Source organism: Nocardiopsis sp. SBT366, from assembly GCF_001083815.1.
GTDB classification, from domain to species: Bacteria; Actinomycetota; Actinomycetes; order Streptosporangiales; family Streptosporangiaceae; genus Nocardiopsis; species Nocardiopsis prasina.
In genome coordinates this window covers 14,135-34,152 of record NZ_LAVM01000064.1, presented here as the reverse complement: position 1 = coordinate 34,152, position 20,018 = coordinate 14,135, and the positions used below count along the sequence as shown (strand labels likewise).

The 20,018-nt window shown below is 71.0% G+C and carries 19 protein-coding genes; 5 read left to right on the top strand and 14 right to left on the bottom strand.

Annotated features, from left to right (window positions below):
- Positions 1–338: hypothetical protein (locus tag ADX84_RS26725; RefSeq protein ID WP_234004062.1), on the top strand; the 338-nt coding region annotated here is incomplete at its 5' end.
- Positions 339–778: 440 nt separating this feature from the next.
- On the opposite strand, the gene rdgB is transcribed toward ADX84_RS26725, so the two are convergent.
- The 6 genes from rdgB to ADX84_RS18640 all read right to left on the bottom strand — a co-directional run bounded on the left by rdgB (position 779) and on the right by ADX84_RS18640 (position 5,259).
- Positions 779–1,384 (bottom strand): RdgB/HAM1 family non-canonical purine NTP pyrophosphatase, encoded by a 606-nt coding sequence (gene rdgB / locus ADX84_RS18665; protein WP_049576625.1) that lies wholly within the window; start codon positions 1,382–1,384, stop codon positions 779–781.
- A 91-nt stretch (positions 1,385–1,475) separates the two neighbouring features.
- On the bottom strand, positions 1,476–2,201 hold the full coding sequence (gene rph / locus ADX84_RS18660; protein ID WP_082206608.1) for a ribonuclease PH: 726 nt from the start codon (positions 2,199–2,201) through the stop codon (positions 1,476–1,478).
- Between the two features lie 197 nt (positions 2,202–2,398).
- Entirely contained in the window at positions 2,399–3,151 is a 753-nt protein-coding gene (locus tag ADX84_RS18655; RefSeq protein WP_049576620.1) for an MBL fold metallo-hydrolase, read from the bottom strand.
- 334 nt (positions 3,152–3,485) lie between these two features.
- Positions 3,486–4,433: a PLP-dependent cysteine synthase family protein gene (locus ADX84_RS18650; protein ID WP_049576615.1), complete on the bottom strand. Its 948-nt coding sequence runs from the start codon at positions 4,431–4,433 to the stop codon at positions 3,486–3,488.
- A gap of 7 nt (positions 4,434–4,440) precedes the next feature.
- A complete protein-coding gene (locus tag ADX84_RS18645) occupies positions 4,441–4,719 on the bottom strand; it encodes a MoaD family protein (RefSeq protein WP_049576612.1) in 279 nt (92 codons plus the stop codon).
- Positions 4,720–4,827: 108 nt separating this feature from the next.
- Positions 4,828–5,259, bottom strand: coding sequence for a Mov34/MPN/PAD-1 family protein (locus ADX84_RS18640; RefSeq protein ID WP_049576608.1), 432 nt, complete (start codon positions 5,257–5,259; stop codon positions 4,828–4,830).
- A gap of 133 nt (positions 5,260–5,392) precedes the next feature.
- Between ADX84_RS18640 and ADX84_RS18635 the strand changes: the two genes are divergently transcribed.
- On the top strand, positions 5,393–6,694 hold the full coding sequence (locus tag ADX84_RS18635; RefSeq protein ID WP_049576603.1) for a nicotinate phosphoribosyltransferase: 1,302 nt from the start codon (positions 5,393–5,395) through the stop codon (positions 6,692–6,694).
- Positions 6,695–6,779: 85 nt separating this feature from the next.
- Entirely contained in the window at positions 6,780–7,352 is a 573-nt protein-coding gene (locus ADX84_RS18630) for an isochorismatase family protein (protein WP_049576597.1), read from the top strand.
- A gap of 331 nt (positions 7,353–7,683) precedes the next feature.
- Here the strand turns inward: ADX84_RS18630 and ADX84_RS18625 are convergent, their stop codons facing one another.
- The 8 genes from ADX84_RS18625 to ADX84_RS18590 all read right to left on the bottom strand — a co-directional run bounded on the left by ADX84_RS18625 (position 7,684) and on the right by ADX84_RS18590 (position 16,176).
- Positions 7,684–8,691: a tryptophan--tRNA ligase gene (locus ADX84_RS18625; protein ID WP_049576593.1), complete on the bottom strand. Its 1,008-nt coding sequence runs from the start codon at positions 8,689–8,691 to the stop codon at positions 7,684–7,686.
- Positions 8,692–8,803: 112 nt separating this feature from the next.
- Positions 8,804–9,841 (bottom strand): zinc metalloprotease, encoded by a 1,038-nt coding sequence (locus tag ADX84_RS18620; RefSeq protein WP_049576589.1) that lies wholly within the window; start codon positions 9,839–9,841, stop codon positions 8,804–8,806.
- 142 nt (positions 9,842–9,983) lie between these two features.
- Positions 9,984–11,708 (bottom strand): DEAD/DEAH box helicase, encoded by a 1,725-nt coding sequence (locus ADX84_RS18615; RefSeq protein WP_049576587.1) that lies wholly within the window; start codon positions 11,706–11,708, stop codon positions 9,984–9,986.
- A gap of 245 nt (positions 11,709–11,953) precedes the next feature.
- Positions 11,954–12,202, bottom strand: coding sequence for a hypothetical protein (locus tag ADX84_RS18610; protein ID WP_049576584.1), 249 nt, complete (start codon positions 12,200–12,202; stop codon positions 11,954–11,956).
- Between the two features lie 16 nt (positions 12,203–12,218).
- Entirely contained in the window at positions 12,219–13,004 is a 786-nt protein-coding gene (locus tag ADX84_RS18605; RefSeq protein WP_049576582.1) for a class E sortase, read from the bottom strand.
- Positions 13,005–13,010: 6 nt separating this feature from the next.
- Positions 13,011–13,937 carry a heme ABC transporter ATP-binding protein gene (locus ADX84_RS18600; protein ID WP_156208128.1) on the bottom strand — a complete coding sequence of 309 codons (927 nt, stop codon included), beginning with the start codon at positions 13,935–13,937 and terminating at the stop codon, positions 13,011–13,013.
- Between the two features lie 50 nt (positions 13,938–13,987).
- The gene (locus tag ADX84_RS18595) at positions 13,988–15,085 is read right to left on the bottom strand and encodes an iron ABC transporter permease (RefSeq protein ID WP_199776637.1); all 1,098 of its coding nucleotides are present in this window, start codon (positions 15,083–15,085) and stop codon (positions 13,988–13,990) included.
- On the bottom strand, positions 15,082–16,176 hold the full coding sequence (locus ADX84_RS18590; protein WP_049576579.1) for a hemin ABC transporter substrate-binding protein: 1,095 nt from the start codon (positions 16,174–16,176) through the stop codon (positions 15,082–15,084). Before ADX84_RS18590 ends, ADX84_RS18595 begins: the two co-directional genes overlap by 4 nt.
- A gap of 290 nt (positions 16,177–16,466) precedes the next feature.
- Between ADX84_RS18590 and ADX84_RS18585 the strand changes: the two genes are divergently transcribed.
- Together ADX84_RS18585 and ADX84_RS18580 are read left to right on the top strand one after the other, a co-directional pair.
- Positions 16,467–17,855, top strand: a complete 1,389-nt coding sequence (locus ADX84_RS18585; RefSeq protein WP_082206605.1) for a cell wall protein — start codon at positions 16,467–16,469, stop codon at positions 17,853–17,855.
- Positions 17,856–18,034: 179 nt separating this feature from the next.
- Positions 18,035–19,924, top strand: coding sequence for an HtaA domain-containing protein (locus ADX84_RS18580; RefSeq protein WP_049576567.1), 1,890 nt, complete (start codon positions 18,035–18,037; stop codon positions 19,922–19,924).
- The last annotated feature ends 94 nt before the right edge of the window (positions 19,925–20,018 follow it).

The window sequence follows — 20,018 nt, the reverse complement described above, 5'->3', positions numbered from 1 at the left end:
GGAACCCTACGCACCGAAGTGCGTCGGGGCCAAAACAAACATGGCTTAAAGAAAATCAAACACGCGCTGTTGAGTTCTCAAGAAACAATCACTCTTCCCGTACAAGCGCCAGAACCGAAGTTCCGTCTGCTCTTCCGGAGAAGGCTTTTTGCGTTTCCGCTGTTGTGTCTTTACTTTATCAGGTGTTCCGCGCCCCGCCAAATCGGCGTTTTTGCTTCAAACCTGATCCGGAGAAAGAATTCCCGGTGCTTCTTTCGCCCCGCGTTTCCGCCGGGCTTTTGAAGCAACTCCCTGAGCCTACATGCCCCGAGCGACTGCTCGAACCATCGTGCCTGTGAAGGAGGTTGTCGGTGATCCGCGGCCCGGTTCCGAGTCGAGACCCGGAGGGTCCCGCTCGCCGTCCCGCAGCGACTCGGTGAGTCTAGGTAGCTGAACCGTCGGACGTCAAATCCGTCCGGACCGTGGGAGGGATCCCGATCTTCCGAACGTTCCGCGCCGACCCGGAAGCCCCCGTGATCCCGGGTTCCTCGCTGGTCCGCGGAGCGACGCCCCGTTCGACTCGGTCCCACACACGGGGACCGGCGGTTCGCGTGGCTTGCTTGTCAGACATTGACCATCCTGCCCAACCGCGCTCCCGCCAAACACGGCGCGGGATTTCTTTTCCGCTTCCTTCGTCCCTGCTCCGGTCCCAGAGGACGAGCGAGGGCGGGGAGGGCCCGACTCGGCCCCTCCCCGCCCTCAACCACCGGTGATCCGACCGGAATCCCGGTCGGATCGCTCAGACGATCTCCGCCAGTTCTCTGGCGAGCTGCCGGAAGGCGATCCCCCGGTGGCTGATCGCGTTCTTCTCCTCGGGCGACAGCTCGGCCGCCGTACGGGTCTCCCCCTCGGGGACGAAGACCGGGTCGTAGCCGAACCCGTTCTCCCCCCGGCGTTCGCCGACCAGTCGGCCCCGCAGGACACCCTCCGCCACGGCCTCGATCCCGTCCGGCATCACCAGGACCGCGGCGCAGACGAACTCCGCTCCCCTGCGGTCGGCGGGGGTGTCGGCGAGCTGGTCCAGCACCAGGTCCAGATTGGCCCGGTCCTGGTCGCCCTCGCCGAACCGCCCGGCCCAACGGGCGGACAGCACCCCGGGCATGCCCCGGAGTTCGTCCACGCTGAGACCGGAGTCGTCCGCGACGGCCGGGAGCCCCGTGTGCGCCGCGATCGCCCGTGCCTTGAGCAGGGCATTGCCGATGAAGGAGGGTTCGGTCTCGGGCACCTCGGGCGCGTCCGGGAACGCGTCCAGGGCCAGGACCTCCGCCGACACACCGGCCTCGGCCAGGATGGCGCGCATCTCCGGCACCTTCTTCGCGTTACGCGTCGCAAGGACGAGCTTCACCGTGCCTCCTCCACTCTCACCGTTGGTCCTCAAGGGGCTTCCTCCCCCTGGGAGCGGGGACGGTCCTCAGGACCGTCCCCGCTCGCGACAGTCACTCCGACAGGGCCTTCTTCTGGATGGCGGTCAGCTCCTCGCACCCGCCTGCGGCGAGGTCGAGCAGCTTGTTCAGCAGTTCGCGGTCGAAGGCGGCGCCCTGGCCCTCGGCGGTGCCCTGCACCTCCACGAACTTCCCGTCGCCGGTGAGCACGACGTTCATGTCGGTGTCAGCGACCGAGTCCTCCAGGTAGTTCAGGTCCAGCCGGGGCTGGCCCTGGACCACGCCGACGCTGACGGCGGCCACCGAGCCGGTCAGCGGGTTGTTCTTGAGCTTGCGCCGCTTGCGCAGGTGCTTCATCGCGTCGGCCAGGGCCACGTAGGCACCCGTGATCGCGGCGGTACGGGTGCCGCCGTCAGCCTGGAGCACGTCGCAGTCGAGGGTGATGGTGTGTTCGCCCATCGCCTTGAAGTCGACGACGGCGCGCAGGGAGCGGCCGATCAGGCGGGAGATCTCGTGGGTGCGGCCGCCGATCTTGCCGCGTACGGACTCACGGGCGCCCCGGGTGTCCGTGGAGCGCGGGAGCATCGCGTACTCGGCGGTGACCCAGCCCTCGCCGGTGCCCCGGCGCCAACGGGGCACACCGTCCTCGACGGTGGCCGCGCAGAGCACGCGGGTGTCCCCGAACTCGATGAGGGCGGAGCCCTCCGCGTGGCGGAGCCAGTTGCGGTGGATGTTCACTGGGCGGAGTTGGGTCGGAACGCGTCCGTCAGGTCGAGCCATGGACACGAGCGTATATCGGCACGGTGTTCCACGGTGCTGGAGTCGGGCGCTACCGGCGACGGTGGGACCCGTGCCACACGGGCCCCACTACTTCTCCACTCACACAGTCCCGGCCCTGCCGCATTCGTGACCCTGTGTGTCCGTGACCCACCGTGTTTCGGTCGGGTCGGAGTACCGGTGCCGCGGACCGGCCGGGGTCAGACGCCGATCTCGCGGACCTGTCCGCCCCGGGCCAGCTCGATGGGGCCCTCGTAGGTGCTCCGCGCCTCGGCCAGCGTGATGTCGTCGTCGTTCCACGGCACCAGGTGGGTCAGCAGCAGCTTGCGCGCCCCGGCCCTGGTGGCGTGGTCGCCCGCCTCGCTGCCCGTGAGGTGCATGTCCTTCGGGTGTTCGAGGTGGTCGTGGAAGGCCGCCTCGCACAGGAAGAGGTCGGTGTCGCGGGCGAGGTCGACCAGTGAGTCGCAGGTGCCGGTGTCGCCGGAGTAGGCGAGGCTGACACCGTCGTGCTCCAGGCGGATGCCGAAGGCGTCGACGGGGTGGTTGACGCGGGCGACGCGGGCGGTCATGGGCCCGATCCGGAACTCACCCTGGGTGAGTTCGCGGAAGTCGAAGACCTCGGTCATCCCGGGGTCGGGGGCCAGACCGTAGATCTCCGCGAGGCGGTCCGCCACGCCCACGGGGCCGTACACGGGGATCGGGGGTTTGGCGCCGCCGGGCGAGTACATGCGGGCGACCCAGTAGGCACACATGTCCGCGCAGTGGTCGGTGTGCAGGTGGCTGAGGTAGACGGCGTCGACGGAGTACAGGTCGGCGTGGCGCTGGAGGGCGCCGAGGGCGCCGTTGCCCAGGTCGAGGAGGAGCCGGAACCCGTCCGCCTCCACCAGGTAACAGGAGGCCGGACTGTCCGGCCCGGGGAAGCTCCCGGAGGACCCGATAATCGTGAGTCGCACGTCGTCGTCGCCTTTTCGATCGGCCGCACTGCTTCCGTGGCCCCTTGGTGACGTGTGCGGGGTGAGCGGTGGGCGGCTGGTTCTGCGGATGTCCCGTTGTTACGGGTGTACCCCAATGACCGCCTGGGTGGTACAAAATGTGGCCCGCATCTCAGGCGACGTGCATCACGTGTGAATTTTTCACACCGATTGACCAGATTTGACCGATTCACCGCTCCCGAGTTCAGGACAGGAACTGACCTGCGGGGCGACGGAGCGGAGGCCGGTCCCCCACGGGGAACCGGCCTCCGAGACACCGTGGCGACGCCGCCTCAAGGCGGCGTCGGAGGCTGGATCAGGCCCAGAGCTGGCCGTCCAGACGCTCCTCCGCCTCCTCGAGGGTGCCCTCGTAGGCGCCGGTGGAGAGGTACTTCCATCCGGCGTCGGCGATGACGAACGCGATGTCGGCCCGCTCACCGGCCTGTTCGGCCTTGCGGGCCATGCCGAGGGCCGCGTGGAGGGCTCCGCCCGTGGAGATGCCCGCGAAGACGCCCTCCTTGTTCAGGAGCTCGCGGGTCCGCCGGAGCGCCGCCTCCGAGGGGACGGAGAAACGCGTGGTGAGGACGGACTCGTCGTAGAGCTCGGGGACGAAACCCTCGTCGAGGTTGCGCAGCCCGTAGACCAGCTCCCCGTACCTCGGCTCGGCGGCCACGATCCGCACGTCCGGCCTGTGCTCGCGCAGGTACCGGCCGACCCCCATGAGGGTTCCGGTGGTACCGAGCCCCGCCACGAAGTGCGTGATCTCCGGCAGGTCCGCCAGCAGCTCGGGCCCGGTGGTCTCGTAGTGGGCCCGCGCGTTGGCGTGGTTGCCGTACTGGTAGAGCATCACCCAGTCGGGGTTGCGCGAGGCCATCTCCTTGGCGACCCGGACGGCCTCGTTGGAGCCGCCCGCGGCGTCGGAGTAGTGGACCTCGGCACCCCACATGGCGAGGAGCTGCTTGCGTTCACCGGAGGTGTTCTCCGGCATGACGCAGACCATGCGGTAGCCGCGCAGTTTGGCGACCATGGCCAGCGAGATGCCGGTGTTCCCCGACGTCGGCTCCAGGATGGTGCACCCCGGGGAGAGCAGCCCGTCCTTCTCGGCCTGCTCGATCATGAAGAACGCGGCGCGGTCCTTGATCGAGCCGGTGGGGTTGCGGTCCTCCAGCTTCGCCCACAGCCGGACCTCCGGCGAAGGCGAGAGCCGAGGCAGGCCGACCAGCGGCGTGCCTCCGAGGGAGTCGAGCAGGGAGTCGTAGCGCATGGCTTCCTCAGCGGGAGCCGCCCGCGACGGCGGGCAGCACGGTCACGTTGTCGCCGTCGGAGAGCTTGGCTTCGAGACCGCCCACGAATCGGACGTCCTCGTCGTTCAGGTAGACGTTGATGAACCGGCGCAGCTTGCCGCCCTCCACCAGGCGCTCCGCGATGCCGGGGTACTGCTGGTCCAGGTCGCTGATCAGCTCGCTGATGGTGTCGCCGGACCCCTGGACGACCTTGGCGTCGTTGGTCAGGTTGCGCAGGATGGTGGGGATGCGGACCTCGATGGCCATGAAGGTGACTCCGTTAACGGTCGTTGTTGTGCGTTCAGGTCCAACAGGCGGCCCGCCGTTGGCATTCCGTGGGCCGTGGCGCCGGGCGCCCGTCGGGTGGCTGCGTTCCTACCGGTCCGTGCCGGAGGCGCCGCCGTCGACGATCTCGACGGGTTCCTCGGTGACCTCACCGTCGATGATCCGGAAGGAACGGAACTCGGCGGTGTCGGGCTCGCGGGTGGACACGAGGACGTAGTGGGCCTGGGGCCACTGGGCGTACGTGATGTCGGTCCGCGAGGGGTGGGCCTCGGTCGCCGTGTGGGAGTGGTAGATCACCACGAACTCCTCGTCGCGGTCCCACAGTTCGTCGTAGACCTTCTTGTACTCGGTCGAGTCGAACTCGTAGAACGTCGGGGAGCGTGCCGCGTTCAGCATCTCGATGATCCGCTCCGGGCGGTCGGAGCCCTCGGGCCCCGCGACGACTCCGCACGCCTCGTCGGGGTGGTCGCGTCGCGCGTGGGCGACGATCTGGTCGTGGATGGAGCGGTCGATCCTCAGCATGGCTCCAGGGTACCCACAACCGCTTCTCTACCAACCAAGTGGGTATTCATGCGAGGGAGGTCACTCCGGGCGACGCCCCGACGCAGGTGGGGCGCCCGTACCGGCCCGGAGCGGAACACGTAGGCTCGCCCCTATGACCGAGGACAGCAGCAGCGCGCTGCTCACCGACCACTACGAACTGACGATGCTCCAGGGAGCCCTGCACAGCGGGGCCGCCGCGCGCCGGTCGGTGTTCGAGATGTTCGCCCGACGCCTGCCGGAGGGCCGCCGCTACGGGGTCGTGGCGGGGAACGGCCGTTTCCTGGACCTGCTGGAGCGCTTCCGCTTCGGCCGCGAGGAACTGGACTTCCTCTCCGACCACGGCGTCGTGGACGAGACCACACTGGACTGGCTCTCGGAGTACCGGTTCTCCGGGAACGTGTGGGGTTACGGCGAGGGCGAGGCCTACTTCCCGGGGTCGCCGATCCTGGTCGTGGAGGGCACCTTCGCCGAGGCCGTGATCCTGGAGACCCTCGCGCTGTCCGTGTACAACCACGACAGCGCGATCGCCTCCGCCGCCACCCGGATGTGCGTGGCCGCGGGAGACCGCCCCCTCATCGAGATGGGTTCCCGGCGCACCCACGAGCGGTCGGCGGTCGCCGCGGCCCGCGCCGCCTACCTGGCCGGGTTCTCGACCTCCTCCAACCTGGAGGCGGGGCGCACCTACGGGGTGCCGACCGGCGGCACGGCCGCGCACGCGTTCACGCTTCTGCACGACAGCGAACGGCACGCCTTCAAGGCCCAGTTGGAGTCCATGGGACCGGGGACCACGCTCCTCGTGGACACCTACGACGTGGAGCGCGCGGTGCGGCACGCGGTGGAGCTGGCCGGGCCCGAGCTGGGCGCCGTCCGCATCGACTCCGGGGACCTGGGGGCCACCGCCTCCCGGGTCCGCAAGCAGCTGGACGACCTCGGCGCCACCGGGACCAGGATCGTGGTCACCGGCGACCTGGACGAACACTCGATCCAGGCGTTGGCGGTGGCCCCGGTGGACGGATACGGAGTGGGTACGTCCCTGGTGACGGGTTCGGGCGCCCCGACCGTCTCACTGGTCTACAAGCTGGTCGCGCGGGCGCGCGGCCTGGAGCCGGACGCCCCGTTGGAGCCGGTCGCCAAGCGCTCGGTCGGCAAGCCGAGCCGGGGCGGCCGCAAGTGGGCGGTCCGCCGGTTGGACGACAGGGGCGTCGCCGTGTCCGAGGAGGTGTACCCGCACGAGCCCACCGAGCAGGTCGGGACCCGGCCGCTGCTGCGGCCGCTGGTCACCGACGGTGAGGTCGTGGGGCGTGAGAGCGTGCGGGAGGCGCGGGCGCGCCACCGCGCGACGGTGGCCGAACTCCCCGAGCAGGCTCTGCGGATGTCCCGTGGCGACGTCGCGCTGTCGACCGTCTTCCACTGACCTGGCGGCGTCGGACGTGGTCCAATGGATCCGTCGGACCCCACCCATCCCAGCGACTCCCGACGACTAGGAAGCGAGGTGCCGCATGACAAGGGCACTCATCGTGGTGGATCTTCAGAACGACTTCTGTGAGGGCGGCAGCCTGGGCGTGACCGGAGCGGCCCGTACCGCGGCGGCCGTCACCGAGCACGCGCGGGTGGGCGGATACGACCATGTCGTCGCCACCCGTGACCACCACATCGACCCGGGAGCGCACTTCTCGGAGAACCCCGACTTCGTGGACAGCTGGCCCCGGCACTGCGTGGCGGGCACGCCCGGCGCGGAGTTCCACGCCGACTTCGACGAATCCCTGGCCGAGGAGGTCTTCAGCAAGGGGCAGTACGAGGCGGCCTACAGCGGGTTCGAGGGCACGGCCGGGGACGGCGAGACGACCCTGGCGGCGTGGCTGCGCGATCACGACGTGGACGAGGTGGACGTGGTGGGGGTCGCCACCGACCACTGCGTTCGCGCGACGGCCGTGGACGCCCGGAAGGAGGGGTTGCGGACCCGGGTGCTGCTCGACCTGACGGCGGGGGTCTCCGCGCCCACGGTGGACACGGCGCTGGAGCGGCTGCGCGAGGCCGGCGTGACCCTGGAGGGTGAGCCGCTCGTCGGCTGAGCCCGCGGGGCGCTCCCGCCCCCGGCACCTATGACGACGGGGGCGGTGGTGACCTGGTCACCCCCGCCCCCGATCGCGTCTCGGAGCTGGGTCGTGTTTTGTGGATCATTCCTCCCACCCGTCGCCCGCCACCACCCTCAACGGACGCCTGCGGCGCGGTGTCCTCGCGTTTCCACCAGGCTGCCTCTCGCCGCGCCGATGAAGCTCGGACAGCCAACCCCGGGCGGGCCCCCGCTGTGCGAGGCTGCGGAGCAGCGCACAGGAGGGGAGACAGCCGCTCGCATCGATGGCGGCTCCGCCGCCACCGGCGCAAGCATCAAAAAAACACGCCCTAGTCGATGCCGATGGCGGCGCGAACGTCCGCCAGCACCCGGCGAGCCCGCGAACGGGCGCGCTCGAGACCGGAGTCGAGGATCTCGTCGAGCTCGGTCTTCGAGGCCATGAGCTCCTCGTAGCGCTCGCGCTTCGGGCCGAGTTCGGTGTTGACCGCCTCGAAGAGCTCCTTCTTGAGGTCACCCCAGCCCATGCCGCCCGCCTCAAGGCGCTGGCGCACGTCGGCCACCTTCTCCGCGTCGGCGAAGTGCGTGAGCAGCTGGAAGGGGATCGAGGAGTCCGGGTCCTTGGGGTCCTCGACCGGGGTGGAGTCGGTGGGGATGCGGTTGATGGCCTTGCGGAGCTTCTTCTCCGGCAGGAAGAGCGGGATGTGGTTGTCGTAGGACTTGCTCATCTTGCGGCCGTCGGTCCCGGGCAGGATGCTGGCTTCGCTGTCGTCGATGACGCCCTTGGGGATGGGGAAGCTGTAGCTGTCGCCGTACCGGTGGTTGAAGTACCCGGCGATGTCGGCGGTGTACTCGATGTGCTGGGACTGGTCGCGCCCCACGGGGACGCGTTCGCCCTCCATGATGAGGATGTCGGCGGCCATGAGCACGGGGTAAACGTACAGCCCCATGTTGATCCCGGCGTCGAGTTCGGTGACGCCCGCCTCGTTGTTGCGGTCGCGCGCGGCCTTGTAGGCGTGCGCGCGGTTCATGAGTCCCTTGGGGGTGAGGGTGCTCAGGATGGTGGTGAGTTCGAAGGTCTCGGGGATGCTGGACTGACGGTAGAAGACCGTGCGTTCCGGGTCGAGGCCGCAGGCCAGCCAGGTGGCAGCGCCCGACCGGATGCTCTGGCGGAGCTCGTCCGCGTCCTTGATGATGTTGAGCGCGTGGTAGTCCGCGATGAAGTAGAAGGTGTCGTAGCCCTCGGCCGCCGCGAGGGCGGGCTTGATCGCGCCGACGTAGTTGCCCAGATGGAAGTCACCGGTGGGCTTGATCCCGGTCAGATAGGTGTTCGCTGCCATGCCCCCAGCCTATCGACGCCCACCACCCGATGACTGACCGCCGCCCGGCCCCGGACGCGCGGACGGCGCCCCGCCGGGGCGGGGTGCCGTGCGCGTGGCAACCGGGGGCTGATCAGACGCGGGCCGAGCCCCCACGGAAGGCCTCCCAGTGCTCGGCCATGCGGACCGACTGCCCCGGGGTGAAGTGGGTCATGCAGGCGTCGTCGCTGTAGTTCATGAAATTGGTGACGGGGTCGAGTCCCGGGAGGTCGGGGCAGCTGTCCCGTCCCTCCGGGCAGCCCGCCGCCGCCTCGCGTTCGTACGGGGTGTCGTCCACGTAGTCCCCGGGGCTCTCGCAGCCGTTCTGGAACGTGTGGAACAGGCCCAGCCAGTGGCCGACCTCGTGGGTGCCGGTGTGGCCCTCGTTGAAGCGGTCGCGCGTCCCGCCCGGGAAGGTGTCGTGCGCGATGACGACGCCGTCCTGGTCGGGGTCGTCCGCGTAGTCCTGGGGGAAGGTCGAGTAGCCGAGGAGGCCGGAGTCGAGCTGCGTGGTGTAGACGTTGAGCGTCTCGGGTCCGCCCTGGCGCAGATCGGAACGGATGGTGTCGCGGTACCGGTTGAAATCCTCGAACCAGGCGTCGTTGACGTTGCGGGTGACGTCCGAGAGCTCGAAGCTGAAGCCGGTGTCGGTGCCCTCGGAACCGACCGCGTAGTCGCCCCGGTAGGCCTTGTTGAGGACGTCGATCTGCTCCTGGACGCGCTCGTCGGTCACGTCTCCCCGGCCGTCCTGGGCGGAGATGACGTGCACGACGACGGGCACCGAGTGCGGCGGGGCGAGTTCGCGTCCGCGCTGGGGGACCAGGGCCTCGCGGAGCTGTTCCTCGTACTCCGCGGCCTGCTCCGGGGTGATCTCGACGTCGGCGTTCCCGCCCGCGCCGGGGTCGGAGAGCCTGTTGGCGGCGGCCCGGGCCTCGGTGTCGACGCCGTCGACGGCCCGTGGGTCCCAGTCGGGCGGGCAGTGCTGGTCAGCGACCGTCACCCCGGTCCGTTGGGGTTCGGGATTCGCGGTCTCTGGCAGCGAGCTCGCCACCAGACCGGTCAGCGCGAGTGCGCACAGGGTCAGGCCGGACCAGGTCGCGGCTGAGCCGCCGCGTGGGCTTCGTCGAATCACCTCACTCACTGTAGTGAGATGATTGCCCAGCGTTTGGCGAGCTTGCCCGACCTTGCGAAGTATTTGCCCTCTTCGGCCGGTGTGGGGCCTCCGGACCGCGGCGAGTCCGGACCGGCCCCTCTCACCGGTCTGCGCCGCGAACCTACTTCTGGCCCACGGCCCAGGCTCTGAGCTTGGCGATGCGCTCGCGGATCTGCGGCGGTGTGGCCTGCGCGACCGACGGCCCCCCGCAGGCGCGGCGCAGCTCGTTGTGGATCACCCCGTGCGGCTTGCCGGTGCGGTGGTGCCAGGCGCCGACCAGGTTGCTCAGGTCCTTGCGCAGCTCGGCCAAAACCTCGTGTGTGGGCCCCGACTCATCCTCCGGCTCGGCCTTCCCCTTGGCCTTGAGCTGACTCGCGTGGATGTCCGCCTTGCGCTTGCGCAGCAGCTGGGACACCTGGTCGGGGTCCAACAGCCCGGGCAGCCCGAGGAAGTCCTCCTCCTCGCTGGACCCGGCCGCGCCGCCGCCGTACTCCAGGCCGTCGTAGAGCGCCCGGTCGAACTCGGCGGCCGACTCCATGGTCTCGAAGGGGAGCTCCTCCCCCGCGTCCGGCGTGTCCTTCTTCTTGTTGGCCTCCTTGAGGAGGTCCTCCTCGGGGTACTCGTCGTCCGAGGGCTGCTTGTCCAGGACGTGGTCGCGCTCGCGCTCCATCTCCCCCGCGTACTCCAGCAGGGTCGGCACCGAGGGCAGGAACACCGACGCCACCTCGCCGCGCTGGCGCACCCGCACGAAACGGCCGATGGCCTGCGCGAAGAACAGCGCGGTGCTGGTGGAGGTCGCGTACACGCCCACCATCAGGCGGGGTACGTCGACCCCCTCCGAGACCATCCGGACCGCGACCATCCAGCGGTCGTCACCCTTGGAGAACCGGGTGATCTTCTTGGATGCGGTGGGGTCGTCGGAGAGCACCACCGTGGCGCCCTTGCCGGTGATCTGGCGGAGGATGCGCGAGTACGCGCGGGCGTTCTCGTGGTCGCTCGCGATGACCAGGCCGCCCGCGTCCGGGTGGGTCTTGCGCACCTCGGTGAGCCTGCGGTCGGCCGCGTGCAGGACCTTCTTGATCCAGTCGCCCTTGGGATCGAGCGCGGCCCGCCACGCCTGGGACAGAGCGTCCTGGGTGAGGGGTTCGCCGAGTCGGGCGGCGAGTTCGTCGCCCGCCCGGGTCCGCCAGCGCATCTCCCCGGAGTAGGCCATGAAGATGACGGGCCGCACGACCCCGTCCTCGAGGGCGGGCGCGTACCCGTAGCTGTAGTCCCACGAGCAGCGGCGCACCCCCGCCGCGTCCTGGACGTAGTCCACGAACGGGATGGGGTTGATGTCGGAGCGGAACGGGGTTCCGGTGAGCGAGAGCCGCCGTGTGGCCGGGTCGAAGGCCTCCCGGACGGCGTCGCCCCACGAGAGGGCGTCGCCCGCGTGGTGGACCTCGTCGAAGATGACCAGGGTCTTGCGCGCCTCGGTCCGGTTGCGGTGCAGCATCGGGTGGGCGGCGATCTGGGCGTAGGTCACGGCCACGCCGACGTACTGGCGCCCGAGGGCGCCCTGCCCGTTCTTGAAGTCGGGGTCGATGGCGATACCGAACCGGGCCGCCGCCTCGGCCCACTGCTTCTTGAGGTGCTCGGTGGGGCACACGATGGTGATCGCCCGTACCGCGTGCCGCTGGAGGAGCTCGCTCGCCAGGGTGAGGGCGAAGGTCGTCTTGCCCGCCCCGGGCGTGGCCACGGCGAGGAAGTCGCGTGGCTGCCTGCGGAAGTACTCCTCGAAGGCCTCCCGCTGCCAGGCACGGAGACCGCTCAGCCGGTTCTCCGTCGTGGTCTGCGTCACCGTCATTCGTTCCGTCCCCCGTTACTCACCTGCTTGAGGTTAGCGGCCGCCGGAGACCGTATCGGGAGCCCCGGCGGTGGCGCCGGGCACAGCGGCCGCCCCGGGCGTGTCCGGAGCTCGGGCCCGGGCACCGGGCTCCGGGCGCCCCGCACACCCCCACGACAAGCGGCACGGTGCTTGTCGCACCGCGCCGCGCCGTACTTCGGAATGCGTGTCGGGACCCCTTGCGTCCCCGGGGCCTCCCGGCCTCCTCAGCCCTCTCCGGTGACCTCTGACTCCCCCGGGTCCGCGTCACCGGTGGCGGGGTCGGCCTCCCCCTCGGGGGCCTCGCCCCCGACGCCGGTCATGTCGACCGCGCCGTCGTTGAACGGCATGTGCGGGGAGATCGCCGGGAAGGCGAAGAACCACAGCAGGGCCGCCGCGCCCGCCAGCAGACCCACCGACATGATGAACTTCGAGGCCCAGGGGCCGGGCAGGATGCGCCAGATCAGTCCGTACATTCGTGCGTCCCTTCCCCTAGGCGTCCGGAGCCATGTGGGCGATGCTGTCCGGCATGCCCTCGGACTTGGGTGTGGTCTCGGTCAGTTCGGCCCAGACGATGAGCCGGTGCGTGTTGTTGAGCTTGGGCGCGCACGTGGTGAGGGTGAGCAGGGACCGTCCGGGCTCCTCCTCGGAGGCCTCCTCGAAGGGGTCGGGGTTGACCACCCAGAAGTCCTCGGGGAGCACGGTCTCCTCACGGAAGACCTCGTAGGTGTAGAAGTTCTCGCCGTCCTCCAGCACCATGACGTCGCCGTCGTCGAGCAGGTCCAGGTCCCAGAAGAGTCCGGGCGTGCGGTGCGCGGCGATGCCGTAGTTGCCGAGCTCGCCGGGCGCGCTGTCGAACTCGGTGTAGCGGCCCGGGCTGTAGCGGATGTCGTCGGGCGTGGTGCCGTTGACCACCACCCAGTCCAGGTTCAGGCTCGGGACGTACAGACGGCTGTCGGCGCTGCCGGGCAGGGGTTCGGAGTCCGGCCCGCGCTCGTCGGCGGCGGCCCAGGCCTCGTCGAGGCCGTCGGCCAGTCCCTGCTGCTCACGGTCGGTCTCCCATTGGGAGCCGTACACCTCGTAGCCGGCGTAGAAGAGCATCAGCAGACCCACCGTCAGGAGGACCTCGCCGAAGAAGCGGACGAACCCCCGGACGACGTCGCCCGGGGTGGTCCGTGGTTTGCGTGGGCGGCGACGGCGGCCCCTTGGGGGCCGCTCGCGCCCCTCGCCCGAGGGGTGGGGCTCATCATGGAACTGCCGTTCAGTTGTGGACACCAATACGACCTACTCCTGTGGACGCTTTCGTGTGCACCCGGGCGGCCGGAGGGGGACGACGAGCGGGACCCCCGTACGCGGATGCGGCAGAACTTCGACCTCGTGTCGGTACACAGCGCTGAGGAGCGACGAGCTGAACACGTCGGTGGGGTTTCCCCGCGCGGCGACCTGTCCTCCGGAGAGTACCGCCACACGATGGGCGTACGCGGCCGCAAGCCCCAAATCGTGCAGGACCACGATAACCGCCCCACCGCGGGTCGCGAGGTCGCGCGCGATGGACAGTACGAGTTCCTGGTGGTGGATGTCCAGCGCGGCGGTCGGTTCGTCGAGGAGGAGCAGGTGGGTGTCCTGGGCCAGGACCCGGGCGAACATGACGCGGGCCCGTTCGCCTCCCGAGAGCGTGGGGAAGCGGCGGTCGGCCAGGTGGGTCACGCCGACCCGTTCCATGGCCGTACGGACCAGGGCGTCGTCCCGGTCCGGGGTGCTGAGCCCGGCCCAGGGCGCGCGACCCATCGCGACGAGCTCGGCGACGGAGAAGGGGAAGCTGACCGCGGCCTCCTGGGGCAGGACGGCCCGGCGCAGCGCCAGTTCGGGTGGGTTCCAGTCCGGCAGCGGGCGGCCGAGCAGGCGTACCGTCCCCGAGTCGCGATCGCCCCGGGACGTACCTCCCGCGACGTCTCCGGAGAGCGCGGACAGCAGGGTGGACTTGCCCGCGCCGTTCGGTCCGACCAGGGCGAGCAGTTCACCGGCGCGGACGGTGAGGTCGACCCCGTCGAGGAGGGCTCGCCCGCCCCTGCGGACGGTGAGGTCCTCGGCGCGCACCACCTCGGAGCCGGGTTCGACGGGCGCGGGTGGGGCTGGCGCCCTGGTCAGGGGGGCCACGGCGGCGGCGAACCCTCGGGCGAGGGCCGACCGCCGCGGGGCCGTCCCCGTCACGGAGTCGAGGGTGGTGCGGGTGGTACCGGGGATGCCCGTGGTGTCGGCGCTCACGACCAGCCTCCTTGCTTGGCGCGGGTGCGGTACAGCAGGAAGAAGAAGAACGGCCCGCCCAGGGCGGCGGTGACCACGCCGAGGGGGATTTCGGCGGGCGCGGCGACCGTGCGGGCCAGCAGGTCTGCGGCGAGCAGCAGCAGTCCGCCGCCGAGCGCGGAGGCGGGCAGCAGCACGCGGTGGCCGGGACCGGTCACCATGCGGATGATGTGCGGGACCACCAGGCCCACGAAGGCGACGATCCCCGCGAACGCGACCGCCGCCGAGGTGAGCAGTGCCATGGCGCCGATGAGAACCAGGCGCATGCGTTCGACGTCCACTCCCAGGTGGCGGGCGGGCCCCTCGCCGAGGGCGAGCAGGTCCAGGCGACGCGCGTACACGGGGACGACCGCCAGTCCGAGGAGGAGGCAGGGCGCGATGGCCGCCACCTTGGACCAGGTGGCGGTGGAGACGCTGCCCAGCTGCCAGAAGGTGATGGTCTGGATCTCGGCGTCCTGGGAGAAGTTGGTCATCAGGCCGATCGCCGCACCCGCGATGGCGTTGACCGCGATGCCGGTGAGCAGGAGCGTGACCACCTCGGTGCGGCCGCCCGAGCGCGCGAAGACGTAGACGAACAGGGTCGTGCCGAGTCCGAACACGAAGGAGGAGGCGATGACGGTCCAGTGGCCGAGGACGGTGGCGCCGGTGAAGATGACGACGATCGCGCCGACGGCCGCACCGGCGGAGACCCCGATCACTCCGGGTTCGGCGAGGGGGTTGCCGAAGACGCCCTGCATGATGGCGCCCGCGCTGCCCAGGGCGGCGCCGACCATGACGGCCAGGACGACGCGGGGCAGGCGTACGTCCCACAGGACGGTCCTGGCGATCTGGTCGGGTTCGGCGCCGACGTCGAGCCCGACCGCCTGGAGTATGGACGCGGCGACCTGGCCCGCCGGGATGGGGTAGGCGCCGACTCCGGCGGCGATGACCGCGACGGTCACGAGGGCGACGGACAGGCCGCCGAGGAGGAGACCGGCGCGCAGTCGTCGCAGTCCCCGGCCTCCGTGGTTCGGTGCCGCCTCGGTGGCGGCGGGTCGTTGGGACAGGGCGGTCACTCGGTGCCCTCGTCACTGTCGGGGATCGCGGCCAGCTCCTCGGCCAGGGAGACGATGACCTGCGGGGTGCGGGGGCCGAAGTTGAGCAGGACGCCGTCCTCGAAGTCGACGACGGCCGCGTTCCGGCCCGCGGGGGTCTGGGCGACGCCCGGGATCTCGACCAGCCCCTCCACACCGCCGACCGACTCCAGGCCCTTGGTCATGACGAGGAGGACGTCCGGCTGGGCCTCGATGAGCGCCTCGGTGGTGATGGGTGTGAAGGGTGTGGTCAGGCCCATCTCGACCCCGGCGTCCCTGGCCCCGATCTCGGCGAGCATGGCGTCGGCGCCCGAGCCGGGTCCGCCGAGGAGGTAGACCCCGGCGGTGCCGCGCAGGTAGAGGAAGGCGACGAGGGGGTCTCCACTGGTCTCCAGGGAGGCCTCGCGCACCTCGGCCATCTGGTCCCGGGTGCGTTCGACCAGCCGGGTTCCGGCGGCGGGTACGCCGAGCGCCTCGGCGACGCGCTCGAAGCGCGGGTACATCTCGTCGATGGACCAGGCCTCCTCGACGATGACGACCGGGACACCGCTTCGCTGGACCTGCTCGATCACCTCGGGCGGCCCGGTCTGGGTGTCGGCGATGACCACCGTGGGCTGGAGTGCGAGGACGGACTCGGCGGAGACGTCGTGGCCCTCGCTGATCACCGGCAGGTCCGAGGCCTCGTCGAAGGTGGCGGCCACGTCGCGACCGACCACCTGGTCGCCCAGACCAAGGGTGAAGACGATCTCGGCGAGGCCACCGGTGAGCGGCAGGACACGGCTGGCGTCGGTGACCTCGACCTCCTCGTACTCCAGGGGGTCCGCGCTGGTGCGGTAGGGGTCGAGGACGACCGACTCCACTGTGACGGGGAGTTCGGGCGCCGGGGCGTCCTCCAGGACCTGGAGCCGGTTCTCGGAGAGTGCGGGGATGCCCTCGTCCGCCGACGCGTCCTCGGGCGCGGCCGCACCGGTGCAGGAGGTCAGGGCGAGGGCGCAGGCCACGGCGAGCAGGACGGTGGCCGGTCCTGTTCGCCGGTGACCGCGCGGGCGGGAGCGGGGGACGACGTGGGGCATGGCGGTCGCTTTCGGTTGATCCGTGTGCCGGGGGTGTCGCCGGGGAGCGGGGCGCGACACGACCTTTTATACGACAGGTCGTCATCATCTTGACAACCCGGACGGTGCGGTGTTCAACTGTTCCAGCGCGGGGTTGAGTTAGGTAAGGCTCACTTAGCCTAGGTAAGCATAACCTAAACCCGATTCCCCAGGTCTCGCGGGTGACGGACACCGTCCGGCCCGCACGAACGCGAAGGCCCCTGATGCAAGCTGCGGTTCCCCTCCGTGGGTTTCTCCCATCCCTGGCCGCCGTGGCGGCGGCGACGATCCTGGCCGCCGCCATGCCCGCGACGGCGCTCGCCGCCCTGGCCGAAGAACCAGTCCATCCCCGGACCACCGCCGTGGACCGCACCGAGGGGCTCGACCCCCGGGGCGACACCGTCACCGTGTCCGGGATCGGGCACGACCCCGGCAGCATGATCGAGATCGCCACCCGGGCCCTGCCCGCCGAGGCGGCCCCGACCCCGGACCCCGACGACTCCGCCGTGCTGGACACCGAGAACGCCGTGCGGGTCGAGGTGGACGAGCGCGGCCTGTTCACGGCGGACCTCCTCACCGGCGTCGGGTTCGCCGACGAGGCCGGACTCGACACCGCCGAGGACCCGTTCGAGATCGTCCTGACCGAGATCGCCGGAGCGCCCGAACCCGAGGCGCCCCTTCCCGAGACACCCGGGGGCCGGGAACCCGGCTCCGGGGAGGGCGAGGGCGACACCGCGCCTGAGACCCGGGACGCGGGGGCGGACGAGGTCGTCTCGGCTCCCGGCCCCGGCCGCAGCGCGCCCGTGATCGCCCCGGCACAGACCCCGGGCGCTCCCGTCGTGGGCGTGGTCCCCGTGAGCTTCGCGGCGCCAGCCGCGCAGGCCGCGCCGCGCACCCAGCCCCAGGCGCCCAGCGCGCCCAGCGCGCCCCGGCCCCAGTCGGCGCCGCAGACCCTGCCCAGAACCCCGGGCACCCCGACCCTCACGGTCTCCAGGACCAGCGGGCTCGACCCCTCCGGCGAGAAGGTGACCGTGACCGGCACGGGTTACGACACCTCCAAGGGCGTCTACGTCGCCCTGTGCGACACCGCCAACGCCAGCTCCACCCAGGCACCCAGCCCCTGCATCGGCGGCGTGGACATGGAGGGCGAGGGCGGCGCCTCCGTCTGGGTCTCCAGCAACCCGCCGCCCTACGGCGAGGGTCTGGCCACTCCCTACACCGGCGGCGGGACCAACGGCGGGTTCACCGTGGAACTCACGGTGAAGGGGTCGGACGAGCACACCGACTGTCTCTCCGCCTCGACCGACTGCGCCGTCATCACCCGCAACGACCACACCCGCTCCAGCGACCGGGGCCAGGACGTGTTCGTCCCGGTGACCTTCAGCGGACAGACCGGCGACCCGGGCGCGTCCGGCGGAAACGGCACCGCGTCCGGCGGGGGCGCGAACGCCTCCGGGAACACCGGCGGCGACACCCCGGCGTCCGGTTCGGGCGGTGCTGGCTCCGGCGGCGCCGGAGGGGGCGCCAGCGGGCCGTTGGCCACCACCGGATCGTCGCTGACCGGTCTGGTCCTGGCCGCCGCGGTGGCCGTCCTGACCGGCGCGGTGGCGCTGTTCGCCGCACGCCGTCGTGGCACACCCCAGGGCCCCGCGACCACCTAGGCACCCCTGGCCGGGACCCCGCCTGGTCGGTCCCGGCCCCACTGACCACGTTCTCCCTCAGCGGCTCCGCCAGCGCCCGCTCAGCCCTCGGGACCGCTGCCCCACTCCCCGCCCGGAACCCGGTGCGCGACCGGAACCGGCATCCGTCCATCCCCCGAGTCGATAGGAACACTCATCCCATGAGCACCACCGCCACGAGAGCGGACGGGACCGGCGCACTGCGCCGCCCCCTGCGCTCCCTCGTCTCCCTCGCGGGAGCGGCCGCCCTCGGTGCCTCGCTCTCCCTGGGCGCCGCACCGGCCCTCGCCGACGAGGCACCCGTCTCCGTCGCCGACGGCTCCGCCACCTGGGGCGTCAAGCAGTCCTTCCGCAACTACGTGTCCAGCCCCATCGCACACGGCGGCTACGAGGCCGTTGACGGTGCGAGCCGCAACACCGACGGAACCCTGGACTTCCCCACCGCCGAGGGAACCGTCTCCAAGGAGGACTCCTCCGGCGAGGTGAGCTTCTCCGGCGGAGTGGTCTTCACCGGCCACGACTACGGCCAGGGCCCCGTCCTGGAGATCCACGTGAACGACCCGCGCGTGGAGTTCGACGGCCAGGGCGCGGCCACCGTCCACGCGGACGTCACCAGCCGCGAGTTCGCGGGCGCCAACCCGTCGCTGCCGCCCGGTGATCTCGTCGAGTACGGCGAGGTGGCCGTCGCGGAGCTGACCGGCGCCGAGATCGGTGTCGACGGTGACCAGATCACCTTCACCTCCGAGGCCGGGACCCTGCACGCCGACGCCGTGGAGCCGTTCGCCAGCTTCTACCCGGCGGGCGAGGCCATGGACCCGCTGTCCTTCACCGCCGAGGTGGTCGAGGGCACCGACCCGACCGACCCCACCGACCCCGAGGAGCCCGTCCTCGCCCCCGAGGTACTGGTCAGCCAGACCACCGGTCTGGACCCCGAGGGCCAGACCGTCCGGGTGGACGGCACCGGGTTCCGCCCCGGGTCGGGCGTGTACGTGGCGCTGACCGGTATCGCGCGGTCGGACTCCTCGTACCCGCAGCACTGGTTCGGCAGCGGCGTGTGGCTGCGTGAGGGCACCGCACCCGACGCGGACGGCGCGTTCGGCACCGACCTCGACGTCGTCGGCGCGTTCGAGAAGGGCGGCACCGCCTACGACTGCCTGGAGAACCAGTGCTACGTGGCGGTGTTCAACGACCGCAACGACCTGGACAACCGTGACCAGGACGTGTGGACCCCCGTCTCCTTCGCCACCGGCGAGGACGGCGGCGACGGGGAGGACGGCGACGGCGAGGGAGGCCAGACCCCCGAGGGCGACCTGACCGTGTACAACGGCCGCGCCGACTGGGGCGTGAAGGAGTCCTTCCGCACCTACATCGAGGGCAACATCGCCAAGGGCACGATCCGCACCGAGGACGGCGCCACCCGCAACGACGACGACACCTTCTCCTTCACCGACGGCACGGGCCGCGTGAACCTGGAGGAGGAGGTCGCCGAGATCGACTTCACCGGGACCGTGCTGTTCGAGGGCCACGTCTACGGCGACGCCGAACCCCTGCTGCGCATGACCGTCGCCGACCCCCGGGTCGAGATCGACGGCGACACGGGCACCCTGTACGCCGACGTGGTGAGCAAGTCCCTCACCGACGAGGAGCTCGTCACCTACGACGACGTGGCCTTCGCCGACCTGGACCTGTCCGGTGTCTCCCACGAGCTGGACGAGGGCGTCCTGTCCTGGGACGCGATCCCGGCCACGCTGACCGCCGACGGAGTCCCCGCCTTCGCCGACTTCTACGGCGCCGGTGAGCAGCTCGACCCGATCAGCCTCACCGTGAGCGTCGACGAGGACGTCGAGGTCCCGGGCGGCGGCACCGGTGGCGGTGGCGACGACAAGCCGACCCCCGACCCCACGCCCGGCCCGGGTGACGGCGGCGACAAGCCCGGCCTGCCCAACACCGGTGTGGCGCTGACCGGCCTCCTGGCCGCCGCGGCGGTCGCCGTGGCCGCTGGCGGGACCGCCCTGATCGCCTCCCGCCGACGCGCGGGCGCCGAGGCCTGATCCACCGGGGTCCCCGACCCCTGACGGCACGAAGGGCCCTGGCTCACCCGAGGGGGTGGGTCAGGGCCCTTCCGCTTGCCGGCCACGAGTGGCC

Bases quoted from the DNA above. Each gene is read 5' to 3' on its own strand.
- rph (WP_082206608.1), bottom strand. From the start codon at position 2,201: ATGGCTCGACCTGACGGACGCGTTCCGACCCAACTCCGCCCAGTGAAC.
- ADX84_RS18650 (WP_049576615.1), bottom strand. From the start codon at position 4,433: ATGCGCTACGACTCCCTGCTCGACTCCCTCGGAGGCACGCCGCTGGTC.
- ADX84_RS18645 (WP_049576612.1), bottom strand. From the start codon at position 4,719: ATGGCCATCGAGGTCCGCATCCCCACCATCCTGCGCAACCTGACCAAC.
- ADX84_RS18640 (WP_049576608.1), bottom strand. From the start codon at position 5,259: ATGCTGAGGATCGACCGCTCCATCCACGACCAGATCGTCGCCCACGCG.
- ADX84_RS18635 (WP_049576603.1), top strand. From the start codon at position 5,393: ATGACCGAGGACAGCAGCAGCGCGCTGCTCACCGACCACTACGAACTG.
- ADX84_RS18630 (WP_049576597.1), top strand. From the start codon at position 6,780: ATGACAAGGGCACTCATCGTGGTGGATCTTCAGAACGACTTCTGTGAG.
- ADX84_RS18625 (WP_049576593.1), bottom strand. From the start codon at position 8,691: ATGGCAGCGAACACCTATCTGACCGGGATCAAGCCCACCGGTGACTTC.
- ADX84_RS18615 (WP_049576587.1), bottom strand. From the start codon at position 11,708: ATGACGGTGACGCAGACCACGACGGAGAACCGGCTGAGCGGTCTCCGT.
- ADX84_RS18610 (WP_049576584.1), bottom strand. From the start codon at position 12,202: ATGTACGGACTGATCTGGCGCATCCTGCCCGGCCCCTGGGCCTCGAAG.
- ADX84_RS18590 (WP_049576579.1), bottom strand. From the start codon at position 16,176: ATGCCCCACGTCGTCCCCCGCTCCCGCCCGCGCGGTCACCGGCGAACA.
- ADX84_RS18580 (WP_049576567.1), top strand. From the start codon at position 18,035: ATGAGCACCACCGCCACGAGAGCGGACGGGACCGGCGCACTGCGCCGC.